Origin of the sequence: Sphingobium sp. 3R8, from assembly GCF_020166615.1 — a bacterium.
Taxonomy (GTDB): domain Bacteria; phylum Pseudomonadota; class Alphaproteobacteria; order Sphingomonadales; family Sphingomonadaceae; genus Sphingobium; species Sphingobium bisphenolicum.
Window position 1 is genome coordinate 108,897 of sequence record NZ_JAIQXR010000001.1, and the last position, 25,535, is coordinate 134,431.

Below are 25,535 nucleotides of genomic sequence, written 5' to 3' on the forward strand. Positions count from 1 at the left end.
TGTAGCGTCTTCATGAAGATGCGCGAACTGGAAGAGCGGACCGGAGTCCATCGCGAGACGATCCGCGTCTATCTGCGCGAAGGATTGATTCCAGAGCCGGCTCGCCCCCGCAAAACCGTCGCCGACTATGGTGAGGAACATGTGCAGGCGATCCTGGCGGTGCGGCGGTTGCAGCGCGAAAACCGGCTGACGCTGGCGCAGATCAAGGCGATCATCGGTGGCGAGGGGACCGAGGGGCGGGTCGAGGCCAGCGCCTTCGATCAACTCGAGCAACTGGTCGCGCATCGCGTGGGCGTGGACGGGCCGCCTGTCACCATCGCCTCGCTGCTGGAACGCTATCCCCATGCGGTGGAAGACGCCCGGACGCTGGCGAAGATCGGCATTCTTGACGTCATCGAAACGGAGCAGGGCAAGGCGCTGAGCATTACCTGTGCGCAGTTGGTCCGTATCTGGGGCGACATGCGCAAGGCCGGGTTCGACCAGCGGCTGGACTATACGCCAGACATCCTCGGCTTCTATACCGAAGCTGCCGATTTTGTCGGCCGTTGGGAAGCCGTCACCTTCATGGAACGGGTCGAGGGCCATATCGATGTCGGACAGGCCGCGACCATGGTGGAACATGCGTTGCCGCTGATGCTCGATTTCTTCGGCCTGATGCGTCAGCGCGCCTTCTTCCGCCATGTCGACGCAATCCGTGCTGGCAGGGAAACGGAGCGTCCCGACGAGACGGTCAAACCGTCCGCCGCTCAGCATTGACGTCAGCCGCGGGGGCGGTTTTGCCCCTCGATGGATTGCGTATCGTTAATCGTTAGTTCCCCGGCGATGGCTTGGTCGCTGATGGGCAGGTTGCTTGTCGCCGTCCATTTTCAGGCCCTTCGGCTCATTCAATCTGTGGACGAGCATTCAGTTTTTGGGACATGGCGATGCCATTCTCAGTGATAAAATACTATAATAAAATGCTTTTTATTTCAGGATTGCCAAATAGTCCGAACGATTTTTGTGATTGACGACTCTCTCCATCCATAGTTACGTAAATGGCATACGCAATACGCAGAGATCCTTTAGGGCGGCGTAGCAGGAGAGGGTAGTTCCATGGCGACTTCGCTGGATGCCGATGTGCGTCCGATCATTCCCGATGACATCGCCCGCGTCGTGATCGCACCGAAAAGCTATACGGACGACGCCACCATCTATGGTGCGTTCCGGTGGCTGCGGGAGCATATGCCGCTGGGGATCGCGCAGGTTCCGGGCTATGATCCGATCTGGGTCGTCACCAAACATGCCGACATCAAGGAAGTGGAGCGCAACGGCAAGCTGTTCCACAATGCCGATCACAACCCGATCCTGGTCGATCAGGCGTCCGACGCTTTTACGCGGGAGATCAATGGCGGGTCGCTGCGCATATTGTCGTCCCTCACCTATATGGACCCGCCCGAACATGCGTCTTACCGCACGCTGACTTCCAACTGGTTCATGCCGGGCAAGATCAGCAAGCTGGAGGAACAGATCCGCGTGCTGGCGCGCCAGTCGGTCGACAATCTGCTGAGCTTCGACGGAGAATGCGATTTCGTCCGCGACTTCGCGCTCCATTATCCGCTGCGCGTCATCATGACCCTGTTCGGCGTGCCGCCAGAGGACGAGCCGCGGATGCTCAAGCTGACGCAGGAATTTTTCGGCGTGCATGATCCCGAGGAACAGCGGCCCGAAATGGCGGCCGATCCGGTGGTGGCGGCGAAGCAATGGGCGGCCTCGATCGAAGATTTCTACGTCTATTTCGACAAGCTGAGCGCGGCGCGGCGCGAGCAGCCCACCGACGACCTGCTGTCGCTGATCGCCAACTCGCGGATCAACGGCGCGCCGATCCCGCGCGACGAGGCGAACGGCTATTATGTCGCGATCGCCACCGCCGGGCATGACACGACATCGTCGTCCACCGCAGGCGGGCTGCACGGGATGATGGTCTATCCGGAGAATTGGGCGAAGGTGAAGGCGGACCCGTCGCTGATCCCCGGCCTGGTGGACGAGGCGATCCGCTGGACCAGCCCGGTCAAGCATTTCATGCGCAACGCCACCGCCGATACGCAGGTGCGCGGCATGGACATCCGCGCGATGGACCGGCTGATGATCTGCTACCCATCGGGCAATCGCGACGAGGCGGTGTTCGCCGATGCCGACCGGTTCGACATCACGCGTTCGCCCAATCCGCACATCGCCTTCGGTTTCGGCCCGCATATGTGCCTGGGCCAGCATCTCGCCAAGCTGGAGATGCGCATATTGTTCGAGGAATTGTTGCCGCATCTGGAATCGGTCGAACTGGCGGGCGATCCGCGGCTGGTCGAGACCAATTTCGTCGGCGGCTACAAGGCGCTGCCGATCCGCTTCAAGAAAAGCTGAACCCTCTCCCCCTGGGCCGCGCCCTGCAAGGCGGGCGCGGCTCCTTCTTATCAACTGGAGACATGGCCCATGAATGCACCCTCAACGATCGCCGCCGGACTGCACGGCGAGAAGGGGCATGAAGTCCGCCTGCCGCAGCAGAAGATGCTGATCGGCGGATCATGGGACGCGGCCGGGGATGGTCGCACCATCGACGTGGAAGACCCGGCGACGGGACAGGTGTTCGCAAGCGTTCCGGCGGGTAGCGCTGCGGATGTGGACCGGGCCGTGACAAAGGCGCGCACTGCGTTCGAGTCCGCCGCCTGGGCGCGGATGCGGCCGCTCGATCGCGGCAAGATCATCGAGGCGATCGCCCGCAAGATCGAGGATCATGCGCAGGAACTGGCGCTGCTGGAAAGCTATGACAATGGCAAGGCGGTGCATCATGCGCTGGCGGTGGATGTGCCGGCAGCCGTCGACATCTTCCGCTATATGGCGGGCTGGTGTTCGAAAATCTACGGCCAGGTGAATCCGATTTCGGGCGATGGCCGCCAATATCACAGCTATTCGGTGCGTGAGCCGATCGGCGTCGTCGGCCAGATCGTGCCGTGGAACTATCCGCTCGCCATGGCGGCGTGGAAGATCGCCTCGGCGCTGGCGGCGGGTTGCACCATCGTGCTGAAACCCTCCGAAGTGACGCCGCTGACTGCGCTGCGCCTGGCCGAACTGGCGCTGGAGGCCGGGCTGCCCGAAGGCGTGCTCAACATCGTCACCGGCTATGGCCATGAGGCGGGGCAGGCGCTGGTCGAGCATCCCGGCATCGACAAGATCGCCTTCACCGGATCGACCCGCGTCGGCAAGCAGATCGTCCAGACGGCGGCGAAGGATCTGAAGCGCGTCACGCTGGAACTGGGCGGCAAGTCGCCCTCGCTGATCTTCGCCGATGCGGATATCGAGAAGGCCAGCATCGGCGCTGCGCTCGCCATCTTCTTCAATTCGGGGCAGGTCTGCCTCGCGGCCTCACGCCTCTATGTCGAGCGATCGGTGTTCGACAAGGTGGTGGATGGTGTCGCACAGGTCGCCAAGACCTTCAAGCTGGGCCATGGCCGCGATCCCGACACAATGCTGGGGCCGCTGGTGTCGAAGGTGCAGCAGGGCCGGGTACTGGACTATATCGCGCAGGGCAAGGCGAGTGGCGCGGACCTCGTCACCGGCGGCGGGACGGGCGATCGGGACGGCTATTTCGTCGAGCCGACGATCTTCGCCAATCCCGACGCTGACGCCAGCATCGTGCGGGAGGAGATTTTCGGCCCGGTGCTGGTGGCGACCCCGTTTGACGATGTGGACGATGTCGTCCGCCAAGCCAATGACACCCGCTATGGCCTGGCCGCCAATATCTGGACCCGCGATCTGTCGCGCGCCCACCTGACCGCGCGCAAGCTGCAGGCCGGGACGGTGTGGATCAACACCCATGGCATGAATGATCCGTCCGCGCCCTTTGGCGGCGTCAAGGAATCCGGCTGGGGTCGCGAGGTCGGTGAGGAGGGCGTGCTTCATTATACCGAAACCAAGACGGTGACGGCGCTGCTGGACGATTGAGGCCAATCAAAACAAAAATCGCGGCGGGAGGATGGCAATGGAAAGGATGAGCATGACGGCACTCACCAACGTTTACATGACCGAAAATTGTGAGCGTCATATTCCCAATCCGGCCATCTACAAATGGAACCAGAGCTACTATTTTAACTTCTACGACCGGCAGGCGAAACTGGGTGGCTTCATCCGCTTCGGGTTCATGGAGAATATGGGCGAAACCAATGGCTTCGCAATTTTCTTCATGGACGGAAAGCCGCTGTTCACCCGCATCAACATGAATCTTCCCTACACCAGGGACCGTCCAGATGGTGGGGTGACCGTGGCGGGCGTGCGCCTTGAGGCGATAAAGCCGTTGCAAACCTGCCGGATCACGATCGACACCGAGGATTTCGGCGTCGACCTGAGCTGGGATCAGCGCTTCCCGATGGGCGACAGTATCGTTCCGGGGAACGAGGACGATGCGATCGCACGCGAACTGGCCTATATCCATCTGGAAGGCGTGTGCGACGTCACGGGCACGGTGCGCCTGCGCACCGGGCAGACCATCACGATCAAGGATGCGGGCTTTCGCGACGTCAGCTGCGGCCCGCGCAATTGGGCGGGAGTGCAGCATTACCGGCTGGCATGGCCGATCTTCGACAATGGCATGTCCTGCGTTGCGGTCCACGCCATCACCGAGCAGGGCGAGGGTTATCAGAAGATTCTGCACGACGGGCAGCGCTGGCATCATATCGGCCGGGTCGAGGAAGTGATCGAATACGAGCCCGACGAGATGGGCTTCAAACATGTCCACTGGAAGGTGTGGGACGAGGATAAACGGCTGTGGGAGTTCACCGCCAAGCCGTTGTTCCGCTGGCAATTTCCCTTCGACAGTTTCGTGATGGTCGAACAGATGATGGAATATCGGCTGAGCGACGGGACGGTTGGCTACGGCATGGGCGAAGGCGGCTTCCGCTTTCCCTGGGAAGGCAATGGCAATTGACATGAGCGAGATCATCGACGCGCCGTCGATCGACAGGATCGATATCTGGAACCGCGACGACATGGAGCCGCGCATCCGGGAGATACTCGACAGGACCGTGCGGGACCGGGCGAAAGGCCCCTATGCAGCGAAGACCGATGGCGAGGTCATCGCCATGCTGGAGGATTATTTCGCCAGGACCGAAGGGCTGGAAGCCATCGGCATTTCCGATGTATCGCGCATGGCGGGCGGCGCTTCGAAGGAGCAGTTCGCCTTCACCTTGCGGCACAGGGAGGACGCGGCGGGGGAGCGGCTGGTGCTGCGCATGGACCCGCTGGAGGCGATTTCGCAGACCTGTCGTGGCCGCGAGGCGCAGGTGCATGTCGCCTTTGCCGACATATTGCCGGTCGCATCGGTCCGCAGCATCGATGCGGACGGCGAGATAATGGGCCAGCCGGCGATCATCCTGGGCTTCGTGAACGGCGTGACCGAGCCGAGCGAAGGCACGGGACATGGCGTGTCGGGCATTGGCACGCGCTATGACGATTGGGCGGACAAACTGGCCCCCCAATTTATCGACGCGCTGGCGCAGGTGCATCGGTTCGACTGGCGCTCCGCCGACCTGTCCTATTATGCGGCGCCCGAAGCGGGGACGCGACAGGCCGCGATCTGGCAGGTCAACTGGTGGTCGCAGGTCTGGTGGGACGGCGTCGTCCAGCCGGTCGCGATGGTGACCTATGCCGAACGCTGGCTGCGCGAACATGCGCCGGTCTGCGACGCGCCCGTCATGTGCCACAGCGATCTGCGGCTGGGCAATTTCATGTTCGAGGAACCAAGCGGCAAGTTCACCGCTGTACTGGACTGGGAACTGGCGCATATCGGCGATTTCCACGAGGATATCGCCTGGGCCATCCAGCGCCTTTTTGGCACCTGGACGGACGACGGCACCTTCTTGGTGTGCGGGCTGATCGCGCGGGACGAGTTCCTGTGCGCCTATGAAGCCGCGTCCGGCAACCGCATCGATCCGGTGAAACTGCGCTATTATGAGGTACTCAACGCCTATAAATGCGCGGTGATCGACCTGGGCCAGGCGATGCGCGCCGCGACGCAGAGCAATAATCACCAGGATATCATCCTGACTTGGCTTGGCTCCGCCGGCGCCGTGTTCCTGGAACAACTCGTCATGCTCATTCGGGAGGCCTGACCCATGCTGCCCAATATCGACCTGCGCATCGCGAATATGATCAAGGCGCTGGAGCAGGTGGTCCTGCCCGCGCTGCCGCGCGACCAGCGCCTGGCCCGCGATCAGGCCATGCTGGTGGCCGGCCATTTGCGCATGATGGGCGAACAGTGGAAGTCCGCGCTCCGTTACGAGCAGGTGGCGCTCGACGATTTGCAGGCACTGGCCCGGCATCTGCTGCCCGATGCGCCGGCCTTGCTGGCGGACGATCTGAAAGCCGCGCTGGCCATGGCGCAGGCGTGCGATCGCGTCAGCGTGACCGCGATCGAGCGGGCCAATATCGACCTTGGCCACGCCGTCGATGCGGTCATCCTTGGCGGAAAGGATCATGCGCCGCTGCCGCCGGATTCGATCGAGGCACTGCTCGACTATGCGCTGCGTCATGCCCGGCGGGAGCGAAGCTGGTTCAAGGCCAACCGGCTCGATCCCGACCAGCATGACCTGCCTGACCTGGAGACGATGCTGGCTGAAGCCGACTGACGACCCCAGCCGAAGAACAGAAAATAGAAGGAGACGTCGAAGATGCCTGAGACCGCCGAGCCGTTCGCCGACTATCCCGTGCAAAATGCCTATCGCCACAAACTGGCGGAAGACGGCCGGGAATCGGCGACCCATCAGTTCGTCCTGCCGCAATATGGCATTGCCGGCTTCTATTATCCTACCGTGCGCGCCAACGGCCATGCCAAGGGACGCCTCCACCTCTTCGGACCCGGCCTGAGTGCGCCGATCGAAGAGGAGGTCGAGCAGATGGTGTCGGAGGACATGGACTTTGACGACTGGCGCTTCGGCCCCCTGCTGATGGCCGTGCGCGAGCCGTTCAAGACGATCGATCTGGGCTGGGTCGGCGATCGCATCCAGTTCGAAGGACAATGGAGCGCGATCCATCCGCCCTATGCCTTCAGCATGCACCCCAAGGGTAATCCGCCCTATTATGGCGACGACCGCACCGAGCAGCATGGCAGGATCAAGGGCAATCTGCGTATCGACGGCAAGGATTTCGCGCTCAACGACTTCATGATCCGCGATCATAGCTGGGGGCCGCGCGTCTGGGGCCTCAACCAGCATTATAAATGGTTCCACGCGACCACCCCGAGCGTGTCGGTGCATTTCTTCGAGATGATGTCGTTCGGCAAGGTCGAAACGCGCGGCTATCTCTTCAAGGACGGCCTCATGCAGCATGTCCAGAGCATCGACTATGACATCGATTATGACGAAGACATGATGCAGGAGCGCTTCCGCGTCACTGTCACTGACAGCGACGGGCGGTCGGTCTTCGTCGATTGCCGGGCTTTCGCGACATATCAGCTCGACCTGGACCCGATCGTCCTGCTGAACGAAGCCGTGGTGACGGCCACGATCGACGGCGAACAGGGCACCGGCTGGTGCGAATTCTGCTGGAATCGCGACTATCTTAAATTCGCCAAGCCCTATGTCCGGCGCTTCGCCTGGTGATGGAGGATATCGCCATGCAGGTGACGCCTGCCCGCAGCGGGGACGTGGACGTCTGGGACCGGTCCGAGATGGAGCCGCGCATCCGCCATATTCTGGAACGGACGGTCCGCTTGCGCGATACCGGTCCCTACCGGCCAAAGTCCGACGCCGAGGTGACGGCGATGCTCACGGGCTTCTTCGCGGCGAAGGGCCTGGAGGGGATTGCGATCACCGACGTCGAGCGCATGTCGGGCGGCGCATCGAAGGAACAGTTCGCCTTCACGCTGACCCATCGCGAAACCCCGCAGGGCGAACGGCTGGTGCTGCGGATGGACCCGCTGGAGGCGATCGCCCAGACCTGTCGCGGCCGGGAAGGGGAAATCCAGTCGATCATGGGAAACCACATGCCGGTCGCGCCGGTACGGTGGTTCGATGCCGATGGCGACCTGCTGGGACAGCCTGCGGTCATCCTGGGTTTCGTGCGCGGCGTGACGCAGCCGAGCGAGGGCGGGAGTGGCGGCGTTTCCGGTATGGGGGGACGGCTGGGCAGCCTGATCGACCGGCTGGCGCCGCAATATATCGACGCGCTTGCCACCACCCATCGCTTCGACTGGTCGCGCGCGCATCTGCGCTTTTTCGATGCGCCACGCGCCGACAGCAATCAGGCGGCGATCTGGCAGGTCAACTGGTGGTCGCAGGTCTGGTGGGATTGCCTGGTGGAGCCGGTGCCGGTCGTGGCCCTTGCGGAGCGATGGCTGCGCGAGAACGCCCCGCTGTGCGACCGGCCGATGCTGGTGCATGGCGACCTGCGCATGGGCAATTTCATGTTCGAGGAACCGAGCGGGACGTTCACGGCCGTCCTCGACTGGGAACTCGCGCATATCGGCGATTTCCACGAGGATATCGCCTGGACCATGCAGAAACTGTTCGGGGCCTGGGGCGACGATGGCGTTTTCCTGGTCAGCGGACTTTTGCCCCGCGACGACTTCATTGCGCAATATCAGGCCGCTTCGGGGAATCGGATCGACCCGGTCAGGCTGCATTATTATGAAGTGCTGAACGCCTATAAATGCGCGGTCATGGATCTGGGGCAGGCCATGCGCGCCGCGATCGCCAGCAACAACCATCAGGAGGTCGTGTTGACCTGGCTGGGCTCTGCCGGGGCCGTCTTCCTGAGCCATATCGTCCAACTGATCCGGAAGGGCTGACCCATGCTGCCGAGTATCGATCTGCGCATCGCGAACGTCATCAAGGCGCTGGAACAGGTGGTCCTGCCGGCGCTGGCCGGGCGCGAGCGGCTCGCCAAGGACCAGGTCAATCTGTGCATCGGTCATTTGCAGATGATCGCGCAGCAATGGCGATGGGCGGCGGCATTCGAGGCCGGTTCCTTTCAAGCCATGATCGCGTTGGCGGAGGAGATGGAGCCTTCCGTCGATAGCAGCTATGCCGAGGAACTGACGCAGGCGATCGCGTCGGCGAAGGCGGTGGACGGGCAGGATCTGGCGGCCGTGGAACATGCCATCGTCGCGCTGGGCGGCCTGATCGACCGCATCATCCTGGGCGAGGATGGCAAGGTGGTGCTGGCGCCCGCCGTCTGGGAGGCGGTGCTGGGCTATGGCGAGAAGCAGGCGTTGCGCGAACGGACATGGTTCGCCGCCACTGGCCTGGACCCCGATCGACGGGAACTGCCGAGCATCGCGGCGATGATGGCGGAATGAAGCACGAGAACCCCGTCCTGCCCGAGCATGATCCCGCCGGCGCGCTGGCGCGGATGGTCGCGGACACACGCTACGAGGACTTGCCCGCTGGCGTGATCGATCTCGCCAAGCGAGCGATCCTGGACACGCTGGCGGTGACGATCGCGGGGTCAGGCTGGGAGGTCAGCCCCGCCATCGCCGCGCAGGTCGCGGAATGGGGCGGGGCGCCGCAGGCGACCGTGCTGGTCCACGGGCACAAGGTGCCAGCGCCCATGGCCGCGTTCGCGAACGGGGTGATGGCCCGCGCCATCGACATGGGCGACGTGCATGAGACGGGCGGTCATGTCACCGAATGGAATGTGCCGGCCATGCTGTCCGTGCTGGGGATCGCCGCAGGGCCGGTCAGCGGCCGGGATTTCCTGACTGCCTATGTCACCGGGGCAGAAGTGGGCGTGCGCGCCAGCGCGGCGCTCAATCTGGTGCGCTATCATACGACCTGGGGTATGCCGGGCGAGTGGAACGGGCCGCTCTGCGCGGCCGCATCGGTCGCGCGCATCCTGGGCCTGAACGCCGACGAGACATGGAATGCGATGGGCATGGCCTATACGGTCCATGGCATGTCGGAATATAATAAATATTCGGAAGGCACGCAGATGGCGCGCGTGCAGCACAGCTTTGCCGGCGATACGGCGGTCAAGGCGGCGCTGTTGACGCGGCGCGGGGTGACGGCGCCGCGCGGTATATTCCAGGGCGTGCCGAGCGGCATATTGCGCCATGTCGCCTGGGACGATGTGCGGCCCGAATTGCTGACCGACGATCTGGGCACCCGCTGGCAACTGGCGGAAGGGCTGTCGATGAAGCCCTATTCAGCGTGCAAATTCACCCACAGCTTCATTGCCAGCACAGTCGCCATCATACAGGGCCAGAGGCTGGACTGGCGCGACATCGACCGGATCGACTGCGTGGGCAGCAACAGCGCGCGCATGACATTCGAGCCGGCTGCGGCGAAATGGAACCCGCGCAGCGTCCCAGAAGCCATGTTCAGCGCGCCCTATACGATCGCGACGGCGGCGATCAGCGGCGGCTTTTTCCTGCAGGACCTGCATGTCGACCGGATCATGGACGAGGAGCGGCGCGCACTGATGCAACGCGTCCACATCATGGCCGATCCCGCCCATGCCGACCAGTTCGAGGGCTTTCCCGTCACGATCACGCTGACGGATGGACGGCGCTTCACCCATGTCACCCCTTATGTGAAGGGCCATAGCCGCAATCCCATGGACTGGGACGATCTGGCCGACAAGCTGGGTCGGTGCGCGCCCTTTGCCGCCGTCGCGCTGCCGCAGGCGAAGCTCGACAAGTTGGTCGCGCTCTGCCGCGCCATGGAAGAGGTGGAGGATATGCGCGACGTCCTGACCTTGATGACCGCCTGACATTCCGACCTTTCCGCAACATTGGAGAACATCATGAAGGCCGCCATTCTCAACAGCCTCGACGGCACATTCCAGATCGAGGAGATCGACATCGATGCGCCGCGCGGCCGCGAGGTGCTGGTAGAGGTGAAGGCGTCGGGACTGTGTCATTCCGACCTGCATTTTGCCGAGCAGGATTTCGGCGTACCCTTGCCGGCTGTTCTGGGACATGAGCTGGCGGGCGTCGTCCTGGCGATCGGCCCGGAAGTGCGCGAGTTCGTGGTCGGCGATCATGTGGTGGGATCGCTGATCCAGTTTTGTGGTCATTGCCGCGCCTGCATTGGTGGGCGGACCTATCAATGCACTCATCCGGAAGAGACGCTGCGCGACGATCCTGACCATGCGCATCGCCTGACCCGCAATGGCGAGGGGGTCGCGCAGGTCTTCGGCACGGGCGCTTTTGCCGAGCGCGCGCTGGTGCATGAAAACCAGCTTGCCAAGGTGCCCAAGGAATTGCCCTTCGCCCAGGCATCGCTGCTGGGTTGCGGGACGATCACCGGCGCTGGCGCGGCCATCAACACGGCGTCGGTCCGGCCGGGCGATACGGTCGCGGTGATCGGCATCGGCGGGGTCGGGCTGAATGTGATTTCCGGGGCGCAACTGGCGGGCGCGGCCCGGATCGTCGCGATCGATATGCAGCCGAAGAAAGAAGAGCTGGCGCGCAAATTTGGTGCTACCGACTTCATCGACGCATCCGCAGGCGACAGCGTGGCAGCGGTGCAAGCGTTGATCGAGGGCGGCGTCGACCATGCATTCGAGGTGGTGGGCATCAAGGCGACGTCGGAACAGGCGATCAAGATGGTCCGCAAGGGCGGCGGCGCCTATCTGATCGGGGTGCATTCGCCGGCCAATACGATCGACGTCAACGTCACGATCGACCTGCTGACCAACCAGGTCGACCTGCGGGGCGTCTATATGGGGTCGTCCAATATCAAGCACGACATCCCGATGTACGCCCGGCTGTACCTGGAGGGTAAACTCAATCTGGACGACCTGATTTCGCGCGAGATCAGCCTGTCCGATATCAACGACGCCTACAAGGAATTGAAGGGCGGGGCGATCGCACGCAGCGTCATCACCTCCTTCTAGAGACCTTCACGCGGGGCAACGCCATGGCGGGCGCGGCCCCGTTCGCTCATCCGGTCGATATCGCCGGGCCAGAAAGGCGCATCGAAGCCGGCGGTCAGCCGTTCGATGCGCCATGCGCCATCTTCCGCCCGATAGTCGGTGCGGTAGAAGCCGGTCGTTTCCAGCTTCGCCGCCCGGCCATCCGACGACATCAGCAGCAGATAGCTGAGCGTCGTCGCCTGATCGGAGGTCTGTCGTTCCACGATGGTGTTGAGGATCATGTGGCGACGCTGGTCGTGCTGGTGCGGCCAGAATTCGGTCAGCCAGCGCACGACTTGATCGCGGCCGACAAAGGGGCCGATCGGAATGCGCCCCAACACATCGCCTTCCCATATTGCGTCCTGCGTGAAGCAGTCGGCCAACGCATCGGCGCGGCGCTCGTCATAGGCCCAGCAGTAGCGTGCGATGCGCTCGCAGATCACTTGCCTATCCGTCACGCCGTTCGGTCCTTCAGGCGCACGCGCCTCGCCCAGCGCGAGCATACCGGCATGATGCGCCCAGCCGGGCATAACGAACGAATCGTTCGATGGTTCACTCATGATGCAGCGTTCGCGGCGGGAACGCCGAACAGTTTCGGGATAAGAAGGAGTTCGTCCAGCGTGCTGCGCGGGTCGAGCGCCCCGTCGAGCGAGCGGAGGGTATCCACATTGTCGCGCAGATCTTCCGGGCCATGGTCGGGATTGAAATAGCCTTCGCCTACGACGAAGCCGACGCGTGCGACCTTGCCCGACGAGACGCTGAAGATGTCACCGTTGAGTGTAGTCGAGCGATGGGCGAGCCATAGCACCGCCGGCGAGACGATGGCGGGCGGTCCCATCGGTACTTTGCCCGCGCGAATGTCCGCCTGCCAATCGTCGCCGCCTGCGTCCGCGCCGCCGAAAAAGGCGTCGCGATTCATGCGGGTGACTGCCATCGGGGCGATGGCGTTGATGGTGATGCCGCTGTCGCCGACCTCGTTCGCCAGCGCCTTGGTGAAGCCCGCTACGCCGAGCTTCGCGGCGCCGTAATGGACGAGTTGCTCATTGCCCGCGAAGCCGGCGTTGGATGTGGTGTTGACGATGCGGCCATGGCGCTGCGCGACGAAATGGGGCCAGACCGCCTTCGACATTTGGAAGGTGCCGTCCAGCGTCACGGCGATCATTCGTCGCCAGCCGTCGTCGCTAATATGCTCCAGCGTCGCGAAGTCGATTATGCCGGCATTGTTGACGAGTATGCTGACCGAGCCGAAGGCATCGAGCGCGGTCCGCACGACGGCGGCGGCGCCCTCCGCGGTAGTGACGCTGTGACTGTCGGCTACGGCCCGGCCACCGATGGCGACAATCTCATCCACCACCGATTGGGCGACCTGGGTCGATCCACCTAGGCCATCGGGTTCGACGCCGATGTCGTTGACCACGACCGCTGCGCCCCGCGCCGCGAAGGCGAGCGCATGTTCGCGACCGAGGCCCCGACCGGCACCGGTGATGATGACGACATCGTGGTCGAAGCGCATCTGGTTCATGTGCCGCCTCAGCCCGGAATTTCGAACAGGCCGGCCGACCCCATGCCGCCCGCCACGCACATGGAGACCACCGCCCAGCGCACGCCTCGCCGACGCGCCTCGATCAGTGCATGGCCGGCGATGCGGCTGCCGGTCATGCCGAAGGGATGGCCGAGCGCGATGCCGCCGCCATTGACGTTGATCTTTTCCGGATCGATGCCCAGAAAATCGCGGCAATAGAGATATTGGCTGGCGAAAGCCTCGTTGATTTCCCACAGGCCGATATCCTCGACCTTCAGGCCGGCGCGATCCAGCAACTTGGGAATGGCGAAGATCGGACCAATGCCCATCTCTTCCGGGGGACAGCCAGCCGACTGGAAGCCGCGATAGAGGCCCAGTATCTCGCGCCCCTCCGCCTTCGCCGTCGCATGGTCCATCACTATCTGGGCGGAGGCGCCGTCCGATAGCTGGCTGGCATTGCCGGCGGTCACGAACTTGCCTTCCTTCACGATCTGGCCGTCGCGCCAGACCGGCTTCAGCCGGGCAAGACCCTCCGCCGTGGTGTCGGCGCGGATGCCTTCGTCCACCGACAGCATCAGCGTTTCGGTGCCCGACATGCTGCCGTCCTTCTCGACGATATTCTTGGTGACGGTGATCGGCGCGATCTCGTCCGTGAAGCGGCCGGCCGCGACGGCGGCGGCGGCGCGCTGGTGGCTGATGGCGGCGATCTCGTCCTGCGCCTCCCGGCTGATGCCGTACCGGTCCGCGACGATCTCCGCCGTCTCGATCATCGCCATATAGGCGTGGGGCTTGCGGTCCAGCACGGCCGCCGGGCGGGCGCGATGGGTGGGGGCATAGTCGCGCGTGTGGGTGATCGATTCGACGCCGCCCGCAACGGCAACGTCCATGTCGCCGGCGATGATGCCGCGCGCCGCGAAAGCGAGCGCGGTGAGGCCGCCGGCGCATTTGCGGTCGACCGACGCGCCGGGGATCGAATCGGGCAGGCCGGCGGCGAACACGGTGGTGCGGCCGATGTTGAAGCCCTGATCGCCCCATTGCGAGCCCGCGCCGAAGATGACGTCGTCGATCCGGGCGGGGTCGATGCCCGCGCGGGCGATGGCGGCGTTGACGGCATGGCCCGCCAGCGCCGGGGCGTCGGTATCGTTGAAGGCGCCGCGCGTCGCCTTGGCGACGGGGGTGCGAGCGGTGGAAACAATGGCAGCTTCACGCATGGACATTCTCTTTTCAGCGGATGGTTTCGAGGAAATCGGTGAGCGCGGCCAGAAAGGCGGCGCGAGACTGATGGTGCAGCCAGTGGCTGGCGCCGGGGAAGCGGACCAGGCGATGGTCGGCGATGCGGTCGAGCCGGTCGGCTGCGGGTTCGGGAATCCAGCTTTCCCCGCCATAGGCAAGCAAGGTGGGGCAGGCGATAGCCGCCAATATCTCGTCCAGATCGACGCCATGGGCATCGTAGGGGGCACGATCGCGACAGGCGTCGTCATATTTCCAGCGCCAGCCGCCGTCGGCGGTCCGGGTGACGCCATGATAAGCGAGGTGGGCGATGGTTTCTGCGTCCATCCCGGGATTATGCGCGGCCATCCGCGCCGCCGCCTCCGCAACGTCGGCATAGATACGGGGCGTGCGCTGCCGGTCGCGACGCTGCCCGTCGATCCATTGGCGCAGGCGGGTGGGATAGGGTTTGGACGCTTTCGCCTGATCGCGGATGATCGGCAGCTCGACTCCCTCGATGCTGCAGAGCGATCGCACCCGTTCGGGGAAGGTGGCAGCGAAACGCAGGGCGATGTGGCCGCCCATGGAATGGCCGACGAGATGGATGTCGGACAGGCCGAGCGCATGGACGCAATCGGCAATGTCGATGACATGGTTGGACAGGGCGTAGGAGCCGCGCCCGGTCCAGTCGCTGTCGCCATGGCCGCGCAGGTCGATGGCCACGACATGATAGCGATCGGCAAGGGCGCTGGCGATCCAGTCCCAATTATGGGCGTGGTCGAGCAGGCCGTGGACCATGAGCGCGGCGGGATTAGCCGGATCGCCCCATGTCAGGACATGGCGGCGCGATCCGCAAATGTCGACGAAGGTGGAATTCGGCGCGATCATGGGTCAGTCGGCGACCGGCTGGGCGCGCAACGCGCGACGCAGGATCTTGCCGGTCGGCCCCTTGGGCAGCTCGTCCAACAGGGTGATCGCGGCGGGCACCTTGTAAGCGGCCAGATGCGTGCGGCAATGCGCAAGTATCTGATCGGGGGTAGGTCGACGGCCGGGCTGGAGCGCGACGAAGGCGACCGGAACTTCGCCCAGCATCGTGTCTTCGCGGGCGATCACCGCGGCTTCCGCCACGCCGGGTATCTGGTAGAGAATTTCCTCTATGTCGGCGGGGTAGATATTCTGGCCGCCGCGGATGATGACGTCCTTCTTGCGATCGACGATATAGGCATAGCCGTCCGCGTCGAGATGGCCGATGTCGCCGGTCCGCAGCCAGCCGTCGCGCAGCGCCATCGCACTGTCGAGCGGCGCGCGATAATAGCCCGCCATGATGTTCGGTCCGCGCACGATGATTTCTCCGCTGACGCCGACCGGGCAAGGCGCGCCAGTATCGTCGACGATGGCGAGGTCCATGCCGTCCAGCACGCGGCCGATGGTGCGTTCCCGCTCCATCCCGCCATGATCGCCGAGCCGGACCTGCGTCAGGGTGACGAGTGCCGTCGCTTCGGTGAGGCCGTATCCGGTGAGCAGCCGGACGTCCGGGGCCACGGCGAGCAGCCGCTGGAGGAGGGCGGAGGGCACTGGCGCGCCGCCGGTCATGATCGTGCGGAGCGAACCGAGCGAATCACGGTTGGCGGAAGGATGATCGAGGATTTTCTGCAGCATCGTCGGCACGGCGGGCAGGAAGGTGCAGCGATGCGCGGCGATGGCGTCGATGCAGACGCCTGCGTCGAAGCGCGCGTGGAGGACCAGCGTGCAGCCGGTCACCAGCATCGCGTTGATGCACTGGTTGAGGCCGAACGTGTTGTAGAGCGGCAGGGCGCACAGGATGACGCTGTCGCCGTCCAGCCCCAGCCAGCCCGGCGTGCTGTCATAATTGGCGGCGAGATTGCCGACGGACAGCATGACGCCCTTGGCCTTGCCGGTGGTGGCGCTGGTGAGGAGGAGCATGGCCATGTCCTCCGGCTGGAGCGGGACGGGCGCGGGAAGGGGCGAGGCCTGCTCGATCGCGAGCGGCAGCGACCGGCTGTTCGCGCCATCTGTCGGCGCATCCAGCAAGATCAGCGGGCAACCCATGTCCGCGTCCAGCGCATCGGCGAGGTCGCGGGCAGTGACGATATGATCGAGCGCGCAGCAGGCGACGGCATGACGGATTTCGCCCGCGCGATAGAGGATGTTGATCGGCGTCACCACCGCGCCGAGTGCGAACAATGCCTGCTGGACCAGAATGAAGTCGGGCGAGGCGCGCAGCAGCAGCCCGACATGGTCGCCATGGCCGATACCCAGCGCGGCAAGGCCGCCGGCCATCGCCTGCACGCCCTGCGCCAGCCTGGCGAAGCTGTGCGTCGCGCCTTCGAAGAGCAGCGCTGTCCGGTCGGGCGATTCCGCGGCGAGGTGAAAGAGGCGGGCGGCGCGATTAGCCATGGCTCGCCTCGGCCAGGGCGGGCAGGGACAGTCCGTAGCTGGCGGTCGCCGTGCCGGCGAACAGGGCGTGTTTTTCCGTGTCGCTGGCGCCGGCGGCCAGCCGCTTGAAGGCGTTCCAGAGCGTAGCGTAGGAATACATCGCCTTGTCGACCGGGAAATTGCTTTCGAACATGCAGCGATCCGCGCCGAACAAGTCGATGCAGCGTTCGACAGTGGGCCGCCATGCGTCGGCCAGTTCGATCGAGGATGGCGGCGCGTCGCGTTCGTGCCAGCGCGCGCCGCAGATGATCATGCCGAAGCCGCCGATCTTGACGCGAACATTGGGACAGCGGGCAAGGTCGGCCATGTCCTGCGACCAATGCTGGAAATTCTCCTCTGCGCGCCCTTCATAGGGGCCGACGCCGATGATGCAGCCAATATGGTCGAGGATGATGGGCAGGTCGGGCATGGCTCGCGCAAGCGCCGTCAGTTCGGGGATCTGCCGATGATAGAGCATCGCGTCATAGGCAATGCCCGCCGCCTGCACCCGCGCGAGCCCGGCGCGATAGGCCGGGTCGGCCAGCATCCCTGCGGGGGAAGGGCGCAGCACGATGCCGTTGGGAAACAGTTCGTCGCGGGAAACGGAGTGGCGGATACCGCGCAGCCGGCCGTCGGCGGCGTCAGCATGGGCGGCCAGCACCTCCTCCACCGCGTCGCCCAGCATCAGGTCGGCATGAGCGACGATGCCCGCGGCGATCATGGTTGACGCGCCGCGCCGCGAGGCTTCTGCGGCGATGGCGGCGACCGCTTCTGTTTCGCCAACAGGCGCGAGATCGGCCTCCCCCTTGGTGCGATAGGCATAATGGGCCTGGACGAAGACGGTCGCGTCGATCCGGTGGCCTTCGCCCAGATCGGCCAGCAGCTCATCGAGCAGATAAGGGACGCCCGATTCCACCCACAGGTGATGATGCGGGTCTATGATCGGCAGGTCGGGATCGATCGCCTCTTCGCGGGCGCGGGCCAGCCACGCCGGATTTGGCGTCGGATAGCGATAGCGGCCCGTCACGTCCAAACCCATATCCTGCCTCTCCATTCTTGCTTTGCCCGATAATGTTTCGGATAAAAGCAAAAAGCAATCTCCTTATTCCATCCTCATAATCTACAATTTCGCCCGGAATAGGGCATTCTCCTTCCCATCGTCAAAATCCGACTAATCGTCGAATTATCTTGACTAGGGCGTTGATGGCGGCATAACCAAGGCTACAACGCCGTTCACCGCTTCAAGCATGGGAATGGTGCTGGGATGAGGAATGCACTGATGGCACTAAGCAAGGTGGGGGTCGTTGCGACCGCCCAGACAGAATTTCGACCTGCCTGGAACAATGCCCAGCATATCGATCTGATCTCTTCGGTGGTCACGTCGGTATTCAAGGGTTCAGGCCTGACGATCGATGATGTGGATTTCATCATCGATTCCGGCAGCGACGTGCTCGACGGCCGGTCCATTTCCAACTGTGGTTTCCTCGGTGCGCTCGGCGCGCATCACAAGGAAGAGGCGCGGGTCGAGGAAGACGGGCTGTGGGCGGCGCTTTACGGCGTGAACAAGATCCGCTCCGGCTCGTCCTCGGTCGGCCTGATCGTCGCTTACTCCAAGCCGTCGGAATCCAATGTCGATCTGCACTGGAATGCGCAGGTGGAGCCTTTCTACCAGCGTCCGGTCGGCTTCGGCCAGCGTGCCGCGAACGGCATCATGGCGCAGCGTTATCTGGCCGACAGCGGCCTTTCGAGCCGCGATCTGGCCGATCTGGTCGCAGACCGCTGGGCGGCCGCTGCGGCGTCGGGCAAGGTGTCGATCGATGACCTGCCCGACGCCGACGCCATATTGGCTGCGAAGGAGGGGGCGGCTCCGCTGACCGAACTGATGTTCGCCCGGCCGGTCGACGGCGCCGTCGCCGTACTGATCGCACGGGAAGACATTGCCCGGCGGGTCAGCCGCAATCCGGCCTTCATCACCGGCATGGGCACATCGATGGATACGCATAGCGTCGCCGCGCGCGAGGTCGGCCGACTGTCGTCCGCCGCCACGGCCGCCGCCATGGCTTACCGCAATGCCGGCTGGGCGTCGGCGGATGCGGACATTGCCGAAATCAGCGGATCGTCGGTGATCGGCGAATTGCTGGCGATCGAGGCGCTGGGACTGGCGGAAGCGGGCAAGGGCCTGTCGGCCGCGCGCGACGGCAAGGTCGCGATCAACCGGTCGGGCGGCGCCTTGCCGGCGGATCCGATCATGGCGACCGGCCTCGTCCGATTGGCGGAAGCCAGCCGGCAACTGAGCCAGCCTGAAACGTCCAGCGGCGGCACTCCGCGCCGCGCCATCGTCCACGGCGCCGGCGGCGTCGGTATGCAGAATAACTGCGTCTTCACTCTCGAGGTTTGATCATGGGCCGTCATGTAGGAATAGTAGGGGTCGGGCAGACCCATCATGCACGCCGCCGGACCGACGTCAGCCAGGCGGGACTGGTGCGCGAAGCGGTGGACCGCGCGCTTGCGGACGCCAAGCTGAGCATGGAGGATATCGACACCGTCGTCGTCGCCACCGGCCCGGTGCTGTTCGCCGCGGTGAACCAGCCGGAAAAATGGGTGGTCGACGCGATCGGCGCGCAGGGCAAGTCGGTGGTCCGCCTGACCAGCGGCGGCGGCGCGGGCTTCGCCGGGGCGCTGGCCGGCTATTATCAGGTTGCGGGTGGCTTTTCCGAACGCACGTTGGTCGTCGCCTATGACAAGCTGTCCGAAGGGCAGCTGCAATATTCGATCTCCACCCTCTACGATCCCTTCTGGGGCCGGGAGTTCGCGGTCGGCATCATGGGCTTTTCCGCCGCCTACTGGCGCGCGCGCATGGACGTGCTGGGCCATACCGAGGAAGCGGCGGCGATGGTCGCGGCGAAGAACCGCAAGAATGCGATCGCCAACCCCTATGCGCATGTGAAGAAGGAAGTGTCGGTCGACGACGTCCTCAATTCCAAGCCGCTCTGCTGGCCGATCAAACTGCTCGACGTGCCGCCCATTTCGGATGGCGCCGCTGCGATCGTGCTGTCTTCCGAGAAGATGGCGCACCATTCGACCAGCCGTCCCGCCTGGATTCGGGGGATGGCCTATTGCTGCGAAGCGGACAATGCGCCCGAACGGTCGCTGATGCTGTCGGAGCCGCTGGCGATCGCCAGTCGCCAGGTCTACCGCGCCGCCGGTATCACCAATCCGCGACGGCAGTTCGACGTGGTGGAGGTGCAGGAGCCCTATAGCTGCTTCGAGCTGAACTATTATGAGAGCCTGGGGCTTTGCCCGCCGGGACAGGCGGCCGAGCTGATCGCGTCCGGCGCGACCCAGTTGGATGGCGATATTCCGGTAAACCCGTCGGGCGGTTGCATGGGGGCCAACCCCATCGGCGCGGTCGGCGTGATCCGCCTGATCGAAGCGGCGACGCAGGTCATGGGCAAAAATGAAAGCCACCAGATCAAGGACGCCAAGACCGCCCTCGTGCAGTCGGGTGGCGGTTGGGCCAATCTGCGCGGTTGCGCCGTTCTGAGCGCATAAGGAGAGACACGATGTTTTCCGCACCGGACAGCTATCCGATCGACCTGCCGACTTTCCACAGCGAGATCAACCTGCCCTATACGCTGACTCCCGGCCGGGCGGCGGGGACGTTCCTGGCGGAGGTGAAGAACCGCCGGATCATCGCCTCGCGCTTCGCCTCCGGACAGGTGGTCGCGCCCGCGCAGGATTTCTCCTCCACAGGCGGCGAGGAGCCCGAAGCCTTTGTCGAGGCGCCGCACACCGGTGTGCTGACTGCCTTCACCCGTGTCGACGGGCAGGTGATCGGCTTCATCCGCCTCGACGGCTGCGACAATGATTTTCCGCACCGCATCCTGGCCGAACTGGATGATATTGCGATAGGCCAGCGGGTCGAGGCGGAATGGGACGACAGCGTCGAACAGTCCGTTCTGGCTATCAAGGGCTTCCGGATCGCGCCCGACGCGCCGGTCGGCGCGGTCAAGGCGCTGGCCGGGACGGAAGAGCCGCTGGGCGTCATCCCCTATGCGATGAAGCTCGATTATGAACATGCCTATGGCCCCTATTATGGCCGCATGTTCGACGAGATCCGGGAAAATGGTCGCTTCATGGGCGTGCGCTCGCCCGGCAGCGACGTCGCTTTGCTGCCCCCGCGCGAGATTGACGACGTCACCCACAGCCGCACCGGCACCTGGAAGGCGTGCGCCGACACCGGGACCATCCGGGGCTGTTCCATCATCAACATGGAAGTCTATGGCCAGACCCGCAAGGTGCCCTATGTCTATGCGGAGATCGTGCTGGACGGTGCGTCGACCCGCATGATCCACGTGATCGAGATCGACAGCCTGGAAGAGGCCAAGGAGAAGATCAAGCCAGGCACCCGCGTTCGTGCCGTATGGACGCAGGGCGAGCGCAAGGGACGCGTGTCCGACATCGAACGCTTCGAGGTCATCGAGGGGTGAGCCATTATCGCATCACCTCCCTCCGGCTGGGCGAGCTGTATCTGCCGCATGGCGGATCGGTGATGCGCGATCCGGTGCATTGCTGGCTGGTCCGGGGGGATGGGCGCACGATCCTGGTGGACAGCGGGATGGCTGACATCCCGACCATCCACAAGCGGCTGCGGGTGGGCGGCACGGGCGGCGGGCATCCGGCGCTGGTCGCCGCGCTGGCCGGCGAAGGGCTGACCCCGGCCGACATCAGCCATGTCGTGCTGACCCACATGCATTTCGATCATGCCGACAATCTGGACCTGTTCCCCGACGCCTGCATCGTGGTGCAGCGGGCCGAGATGCTTGCGGCGGTCGATCCGGTGCCCTCTCAACGGGTCTTCTACTGGCGCTCTACGCTCGACAATCTGATGGCGCGCAAGCGGCCGGCGCAATTGATGCTGCTGGATGGCGACCATCAGCTTTTTCCCGGTATCCGCCTGCTGTCGGTGCCAAGCCATACCGAGGGGATGCAGGTCGTCATCGTCGATACCGCCAAGGGCAAGGCGGCGATCGTGTCGGACCTGGGCGACCATTATCGCTACTGGTTCCCGGCCGACGCGCGGGCGACCAGTCATCCGCAACGGTCACTGACCGGCGCCTATCTGACGGGCAATATCCGCAGCGAGAGTGAGCGCGACTGGCAGCGCGCTATGCGCCGCGTGCAGGATAATAGCGACATCGTCATCCCCGCCCACGACTTCCGCATTCCGCGCAACATTCCCGACGAATGGTTCGCGATCCCCGATTCCACCGACGGCGACCTGGCGCATGAACCGCCCGAGCCGGCCGCTTCCGCATGAGGATGCCCCATGGCCTATAATAATCTGCTCTACGATGTCAGCGACCGGATCGCGACGATCACGCTGAACCGGCCCGACGCGATGAACGCGACGACCGACGAACTCTATCAGGAATTGCAGGATTTGCTGGGCAAGGTCGCGGCCGACCGGGACGTTGGCTGCATCATCCTGACCGGCGCGGGGCGCGGTTTCTGCGCCGGCGCGGACCTCAAGGCGCGCAAGGACGACATGACGCCGCTGCAACGCCGCGCGCGGCATCGCTGGATCTTGAAGGATATATTGGAGCCGTTGTTCCGCATCGAAAAGCCGGTGATCGCGGCGGTCAATGGCGCAGCGGCCGGGGCGGGGTTCAACATCGCGCTCGCCTGCGACTTCATCGTGGCGAGCGAGAATGCGAGCTTCATCCAGGCCTTCGCGCGCGTTGGGCTGGTCCCGGACCTGGGCGGCCTCTACCTGCTCGGCAGGGTGATCGGCATCAACAAGGCCAAGGAGCTTTGCTATACCGCCCGCAAGGTGTCGGCGCAGGAAGCGGCAGACCTGGGCATCGTCAATCATGTGGTGCCGCATGACGAACTGCTGGAGCGCGCCCGCGCCATTGCGGCCAAGATCACCGCAGGATCGCCAACCGCGATCGGCATGACCAAGACGCTGCTCAACAAGGCCAGCAATTCCACGCTCGACCAGATGCTGGAATATGAAAGCTATGCGCAGACCGTCGCCTATCTGACCCCGGAATATGAGGAGGGCGTGCAGGCATTCCGCGAAAAGCGCGCGCCCGATTTCGCCGCAGCCGCAGCAAGGGGCTGAAATCATGGACTTCAGCTACAGCCCGCAGGAAGAAAGGTTTCGCGCAGACCTGCGCGCCTGGCTGGCGGACGCCCTGCCGCCGGGCTGGGGCGAGACGGTGTTCGAACCGGAAGACGAGGACGAGCGGGCGATGTTCCGTCTGGCCTGGGAGCGCAAGCTGCATTCGGGTGGCTGGAGCGGGATCAACTGGCCGGTCGAATATGGCGGGCGCGGCGCCACGCTGGTCGAGCGGGCGATTTTTGCCGAGGAGATGGCGCGGGTGGGGGCGCCCGAGGGGCTGAACATCATCGGCCATAACCTGGCCGGGTCGACGATCCTGCGGCACGGGACGGAGGCGCAGAAGAAATATTTCCTGCCCCGCATCCTGTCGTCGGAGGATGTGTGGTGCCAGGGCTTTTCGGAGCCCAATGCCGGGTCCGACCTGGCGTCGGTGCGCACGCGCGCCGAGCGGCGGGGCGACAAGTTCATCGTCAACGGGCAGAAAATCTGGACCAGCTTCGCACAATATTCGCAATGGTGCTTCGCGCTGGTGCGGACGGACCCCGACGCGCCCAAGCATAAGGGCCTCAGCTTCCTGTTGATCGACATGAAGAGCCCCGGCATCTCGATCCGTCCGCTGCGGCAGATATCGGGCGAGTGCGAATTCAACGAGACCTTCTTCGACGATGTCGAGGTGCCGGTGGACAATATCGTCGGCGACATCAACGACGGGTGGCGGATCGCGATGACGACGCTGGCCTATGAGCGGGGGCCGGAAGATGCGCTGGGTCGCCAGATCCGCTTCAGCCAGGAACTGGAAAAGCTGGTCGGCACGGTCGCCGCGACGCCGCGGGGCGACGCCATGCTGATCGACGATCCGATCGTGCGGCAGAAGCTGGCGCGTTCCGTCACGGAGGTCGAGATCATGCGCCTGAATGCGGTGCGGACCTTCAGCAAATATCTGAACGGCGACGATCGGGGGCCGGACGCATCGGTCATCAAGCTCTACTGGAGTCATGCGGCGCAGAATATGTACGAGGCGGCGATGGACATATTGGGGCCGACGGCGCCGATCGCCGCGCCCGATCCTTTGAGCGCGGGCGGCGGGCGGTTCCAACTGAGCTATCTCCAGTCCAAGGCCTTCACCATCTATTCCGGGTCGTCGGAAATCCAGCGTAACATCATCGGCGAGCGTATGCTCGGCCTGCCGCGTTAGGGGGACGGCCCATGAATTTCGGCTTCAACGAAGAACAGAAGAGCCTGGGGGAAACGGTCGCCGCCTTGCTGGCCGACTTCCCGGCACTGACCGGCCCCGACCCGGCCGAAGCACGCGATCCGGCGGTCTGGCAGGCGCTGGCGGACCTTGGCCTGTTCGCCCTGCTGGTGCCGGAGGCGCATGGCGGGGTGGGGCTGACGCTGGTCGACGTCGCACTGGCAATCGAGGCGCTGGGCGCGGGTCTTGCGCCGCCGATCGCCGCGTCCACCCTGATCGCGACTGACATCATCGTGCGCGCAGGCACCGCGGCGCAGCAGGCGTCGCTGCTGCCGCGCATCGCCACGGGCGAGTTGCGCATCGCGCTGGCTATGCTGGAGAATGGTCAGGGCTATGACCCCGATGCGGTGCAAACCGTGATGGGCGGCAATGGCGTGACCGGATCGAAGATATTGGTGCCCGATGCGGATGTCGCCGACCTGCTGCTGGTGCTGGCGCGCATCGATGGTCGCATTGGCCTTCTCCTGGTCGCGCGCGATGCGCGCGGGGTGTCGATCCGCCGCCATGCCGATATCGATCCGTCGAGCGGGCTGTGCGAAGTGACGCTGGACGGCGCCGCACTGATGGACGGGGCGCTGGTCGGCCATGCGGGATCGGGTGACGTCGTTCCCCGCCTGATGGATGCCGCGGCGATCGTCTATGCCGGCATGGCGATGGGCATGGCCGCAAGGATGCTGGACGCATCGGTGGACTATGCCAAGACGCGGGTCCAGTTCGGCCAGCCGATCGGGGCATTCCAGTCGATCAAGCATCGCTGCGCCGACATGGCCGTGGCTGTCGAGGCGGGGCGGTCGGCTGCCTATTACGCCTTCTGGACCGCGGCGGAAAACGACCCCGACCGCAGCCGCGCGGCGTCGATGGCCAAAGCCTATTGCGGCGAAGTCGCACGCGATGTCTGCAACGAAACGGTGCAGATCCATGGCGGCATGGGCTTTACCTGGGAATTGGGACTGCACCGCTTTTTACGCCGGGCAAAGGTGCTGGAGCATGGCTTTGGCAATCATGTCTGGCATTATGAGCGGATCATGGTGGAAACGCTGGCTGCGCAGGCGGTCGGCGACAAAGCCCAGGCGGCCTGACGATCAGGCCCTTCATCACATGGTATGGACCGG

The 25,535-nt window shown here is 64.4% G+C and carries 23 protein-coding genes and 1 pseudogene; 18 read left to right on the plus strand and 6 right to left on the minus strand.

All coding sequences use genetic code 11. The features are described from left to right. Positions 1-18 precede the first annotated feature (18 nt). The 11 genes and pseudogenes from K9B33_RS23215 to K9B33_RS00575 all read left to right on the plus strand — a co-directional run. Positions 19-204 (plus strand): annotated as a pseudogene (locus K9B33_RS23215) (MerR family transcriptional regulator); the annotation flags it as partial. A gap of 888 nt (positions 205-1,092) precedes the next feature. Then, positions 1,093-2,394 (plus strand): cytochrome P450, encoded by a 1,302-nt coding sequence (locus K9B33_RS00530; protein ID WP_224545870.1) that lies wholly within the window; start codon positions 1,093-1,095, stop codon positions 2,392-2,394. 69 nt (positions 2,395-2,463) lie between these two features. After that, on the plus strand, positions 2,464-3,972 hold the full coding sequence (locus K9B33_RS00535) for an aldehyde dehydrogenase family protein (protein ID WP_224545872.1): 1,509 nt from the start codon (positions 2,464-2,466) through the stop codon (positions 3,970-3,972). A gap of 52 nt (positions 3,973-4,024) precedes the next feature. Then, on the plus strand, positions 4,025-4,951 hold the full coding sequence (locus K9B33_RS00540; RefSeq protein WP_224545874.1) for a hypothetical protein: 927 nt from the start codon (positions 4,025-4,027) through the stop codon (positions 4,949-4,951). A gap of 1 nt (position 4,952) precedes the next feature. Next, positions 4,953-6,134 carry a phosphotransferase family protein gene (locus tag K9B33_RS00545; protein ID WP_224545876.1) on the plus strand — a complete coding sequence of 394 codons (1,182 nt, stop codon included), beginning with the start codon at positions 4,953-4,955 and terminating at the stop codon, positions 6,132-6,134. A 3-nt stretch (positions 6,135-6,137) separates the two neighbouring features. After that, positions 6,138-6,650, plus strand: coding sequence for a hypothetical protein (locus K9B33_RS00550; RefSeq protein ID WP_224545878.1), 513 nt, complete (start codon positions 6,138-6,140; stop codon positions 6,648-6,650). A 42-nt stretch (positions 6,651-6,692) separates the two neighbouring features. Beyond that, positions 6,693-7,622, plus strand: coding sequence for a hypothetical protein (locus K9B33_RS00555; RefSeq protein ID WP_224545880.1), 930 nt, complete (start codon positions 6,693-6,695; stop codon positions 7,620-7,622). Positions 7,623-7,636: 14 nt separating this feature from the next. Continuing rightward, entirely contained in the window at positions 7,637-8,809 is a 1,173-nt protein-coding gene (locus K9B33_RS00560) for a phosphotransferase family protein (RefSeq protein ID WP_224545881.1), read from the plus strand. Positions 8,810-8,812: 3 nt separating this feature from the next. Next, on the plus strand, positions 8,813-9,319 hold the full coding sequence (locus K9B33_RS00565) for a hypothetical protein (RefSeq protein ID WP_224545883.1): 507 nt from the start codon (positions 8,813-8,815) through the stop codon (positions 9,317-9,319). Continuing rightward, positions 9,316-10,731, plus strand: a complete 1,416-nt coding sequence (locus K9B33_RS00570) for an MmgE/PrpD family protein (RefSeq protein ID WP_224545885.1) — start codon at positions 9,316-9,318, stop codon at positions 10,729-10,731. Before K9B33_RS00565 ends, K9B33_RS00570 begins: the two co-directional genes overlap by 4 nt. A 33-nt stretch (positions 10,732-10,764) precedes the next feature. Further along, on the plus strand, positions 10,765-11,859 hold the full coding sequence (locus K9B33_RS00575; RefSeq protein WP_224545886.1) for a Zn-dependent alcohol dehydrogenase: 1,095 nt from the start codon (positions 10,765-10,767) through the stop codon (positions 11,857-11,859). Here K9B33_RS00575 and K9B33_RS00580 read toward each other — a convergent pair. Genes K9B33_RS00580 through K9B33_RS00605 form a run of 6 tightly spaced genes read right to left on the minus strand, consistent with a single transcriptional unit; the run spans position 11,856 to position 18,083 of the window. Then, complete coding sequence (locus tag K9B33_RS00580) at positions 11,856-12,437, minus strand: nuclear transport factor 2 family protein (protein WP_224545888.1); 582 nt, start codon at positions 12,435-12,437, stop codon at positions 11,856-11,858. The two genes, K9B33_RS00575 and K9B33_RS00580, sit on opposite strands and share 4 nt — an antisense overlap. Further along, positions 12,434-13,399 (minus strand): SDR family NAD(P)-dependent oxidoreductase, encoded by a 966-nt coding sequence (locus tag K9B33_RS00585; protein WP_224545890.1) that lies wholly within the window; start codon positions 13,397-13,399, stop codon positions 12,434-12,436. Before K9B33_RS00585 ends, K9B33_RS00580 begins: the two co-directional genes overlap by 4 nt. Positions 13,400-13,407: 8 nt before the next feature. Further along, positions 13,408-14,610: an acetyl-CoA C-acyltransferase gene (locus K9B33_RS00590; protein ID WP_224545891.1), complete on the minus strand. Its 1,203-nt coding sequence runs from the start codon at positions 14,608-14,610 to the stop codon at positions 13,408-13,410. A 13-nt stretch (positions 14,611-14,623) separates the two neighbouring features. Beyond that, positions 14,624-15,496, minus strand: coding sequence for an alpha/beta fold hydrolase (locus K9B33_RS00595; protein ID WP_224545893.1), 873 nt, complete (start codon positions 15,494-15,496; stop codon positions 14,624-14,626). Between the two features lie 3 nt (positions 15,497-15,499). Next, the gene (locus K9B33_RS00600) at positions 15,500-17,026 is read right to left on the minus strand and encodes a class I adenylate-forming enzyme family protein (protein WP_224545895.1); all 1,527 of its coding nucleotides are present in this window, start codon (positions 17,024-17,026) and stop codon (positions 15,500-15,502) included. Continuing rightward, on the minus strand, positions 17,019-18,083 hold the full coding sequence (locus K9B33_RS00605) for an amidohydrolase family protein (protein ID WP_224545896.1): 1,065 nt from the start codon (positions 18,081-18,083) through the stop codon (positions 17,019-17,021). Before K9B33_RS00605 ends, K9B33_RS00600 begins: the two co-directional genes overlap by 8 nt. Before the next feature lie 240 nt (positions 18,084-18,323). Here K9B33_RS00605 and K9B33_RS00610 point away from each other — a divergent pair, with 240 nt between their 5' ends. Genes K9B33_RS00610 through K9B33_RS00640 form a run of 7 tightly spaced genes read left to right on the plus strand, consistent with a single transcriptional unit; the run spans position 18,324 to position 25,502 of the window. Then, the gene (locus K9B33_RS00610) at positions 18,324-19,442 is read left to right on the plus strand and encodes a thiolase C-terminal domain-containing protein (protein ID WP_224545898.1); all 1,119 of its coding nucleotides are present in this window, start codon (positions 18,324-18,326) and stop codon (positions 19,440-19,442) included. A gap of 2 nt (positions 19,443-19,444) precedes the next feature. Next, positions 19,445-20,596, plus strand: a complete 1,152-nt coding sequence (locus K9B33_RS00615; protein ID WP_224545900.1) for a thiolase C-terminal domain-containing protein — start codon at positions 19,445-19,447, stop codon at positions 20,594-20,596. Between the two features lie 11 nt (positions 20,597-20,607). Continuing rightward, the gene (locus K9B33_RS00620; protein ID WP_224545902.1) at positions 20,608-21,534 is read left to right on the plus strand and encodes an OB-fold nucleic acid binding domain-containing protein; all 927 of its coding nucleotides are present in this window, start codon (positions 20,608-20,610) and stop codon (positions 21,532-21,534) included. Next, complete coding sequence (locus K9B33_RS00625; protein ID WP_224545903.1) at positions 21,531-22,364, plus strand: N-acyl homoserine lactonase family protein; 834 nt, start codon at positions 21,531-21,533, stop codon at positions 22,362-22,364. Before K9B33_RS00620 ends, K9B33_RS00625 begins: the two co-directional genes overlap by 4 nt. A gap of 9 nt (positions 22,365-22,373) precedes the next feature. Then, positions 22,374-23,171: an enoyl-CoA hydratase/isomerase family protein gene (locus K9B33_RS00630; protein WP_224545905.1), complete on the plus strand. Its 798-nt coding sequence runs from the start codon at positions 22,374-22,376 to the stop codon at positions 23,169-23,171. A gap of 4 nt (positions 23,172-23,175) precedes the next feature. Then, positions 23,176-24,366 (plus strand): acyl-CoA dehydrogenase, encoded by a 1,191-nt coding sequence (locus tag K9B33_RS00635; protein ID WP_224545907.1) that lies wholly within the window; start codon positions 23,176-23,178, stop codon positions 24,364-24,366. An 11-nt stretch (positions 24,367-24,377) separates the two neighbouring features. Next, positions 24,378-25,502 carry an acyl-CoA dehydrogenase family protein gene (locus tag K9B33_RS00640; protein WP_224545909.1) on the plus strand — a complete coding sequence of 375 codons (1,125 nt, stop codon included), beginning with the start codon at positions 24,378-24,380 and terminating at the stop codon, positions 25,500-25,502. The last annotated feature ends 33 nt before the right edge of the window (positions 25,503-25,535 follow it).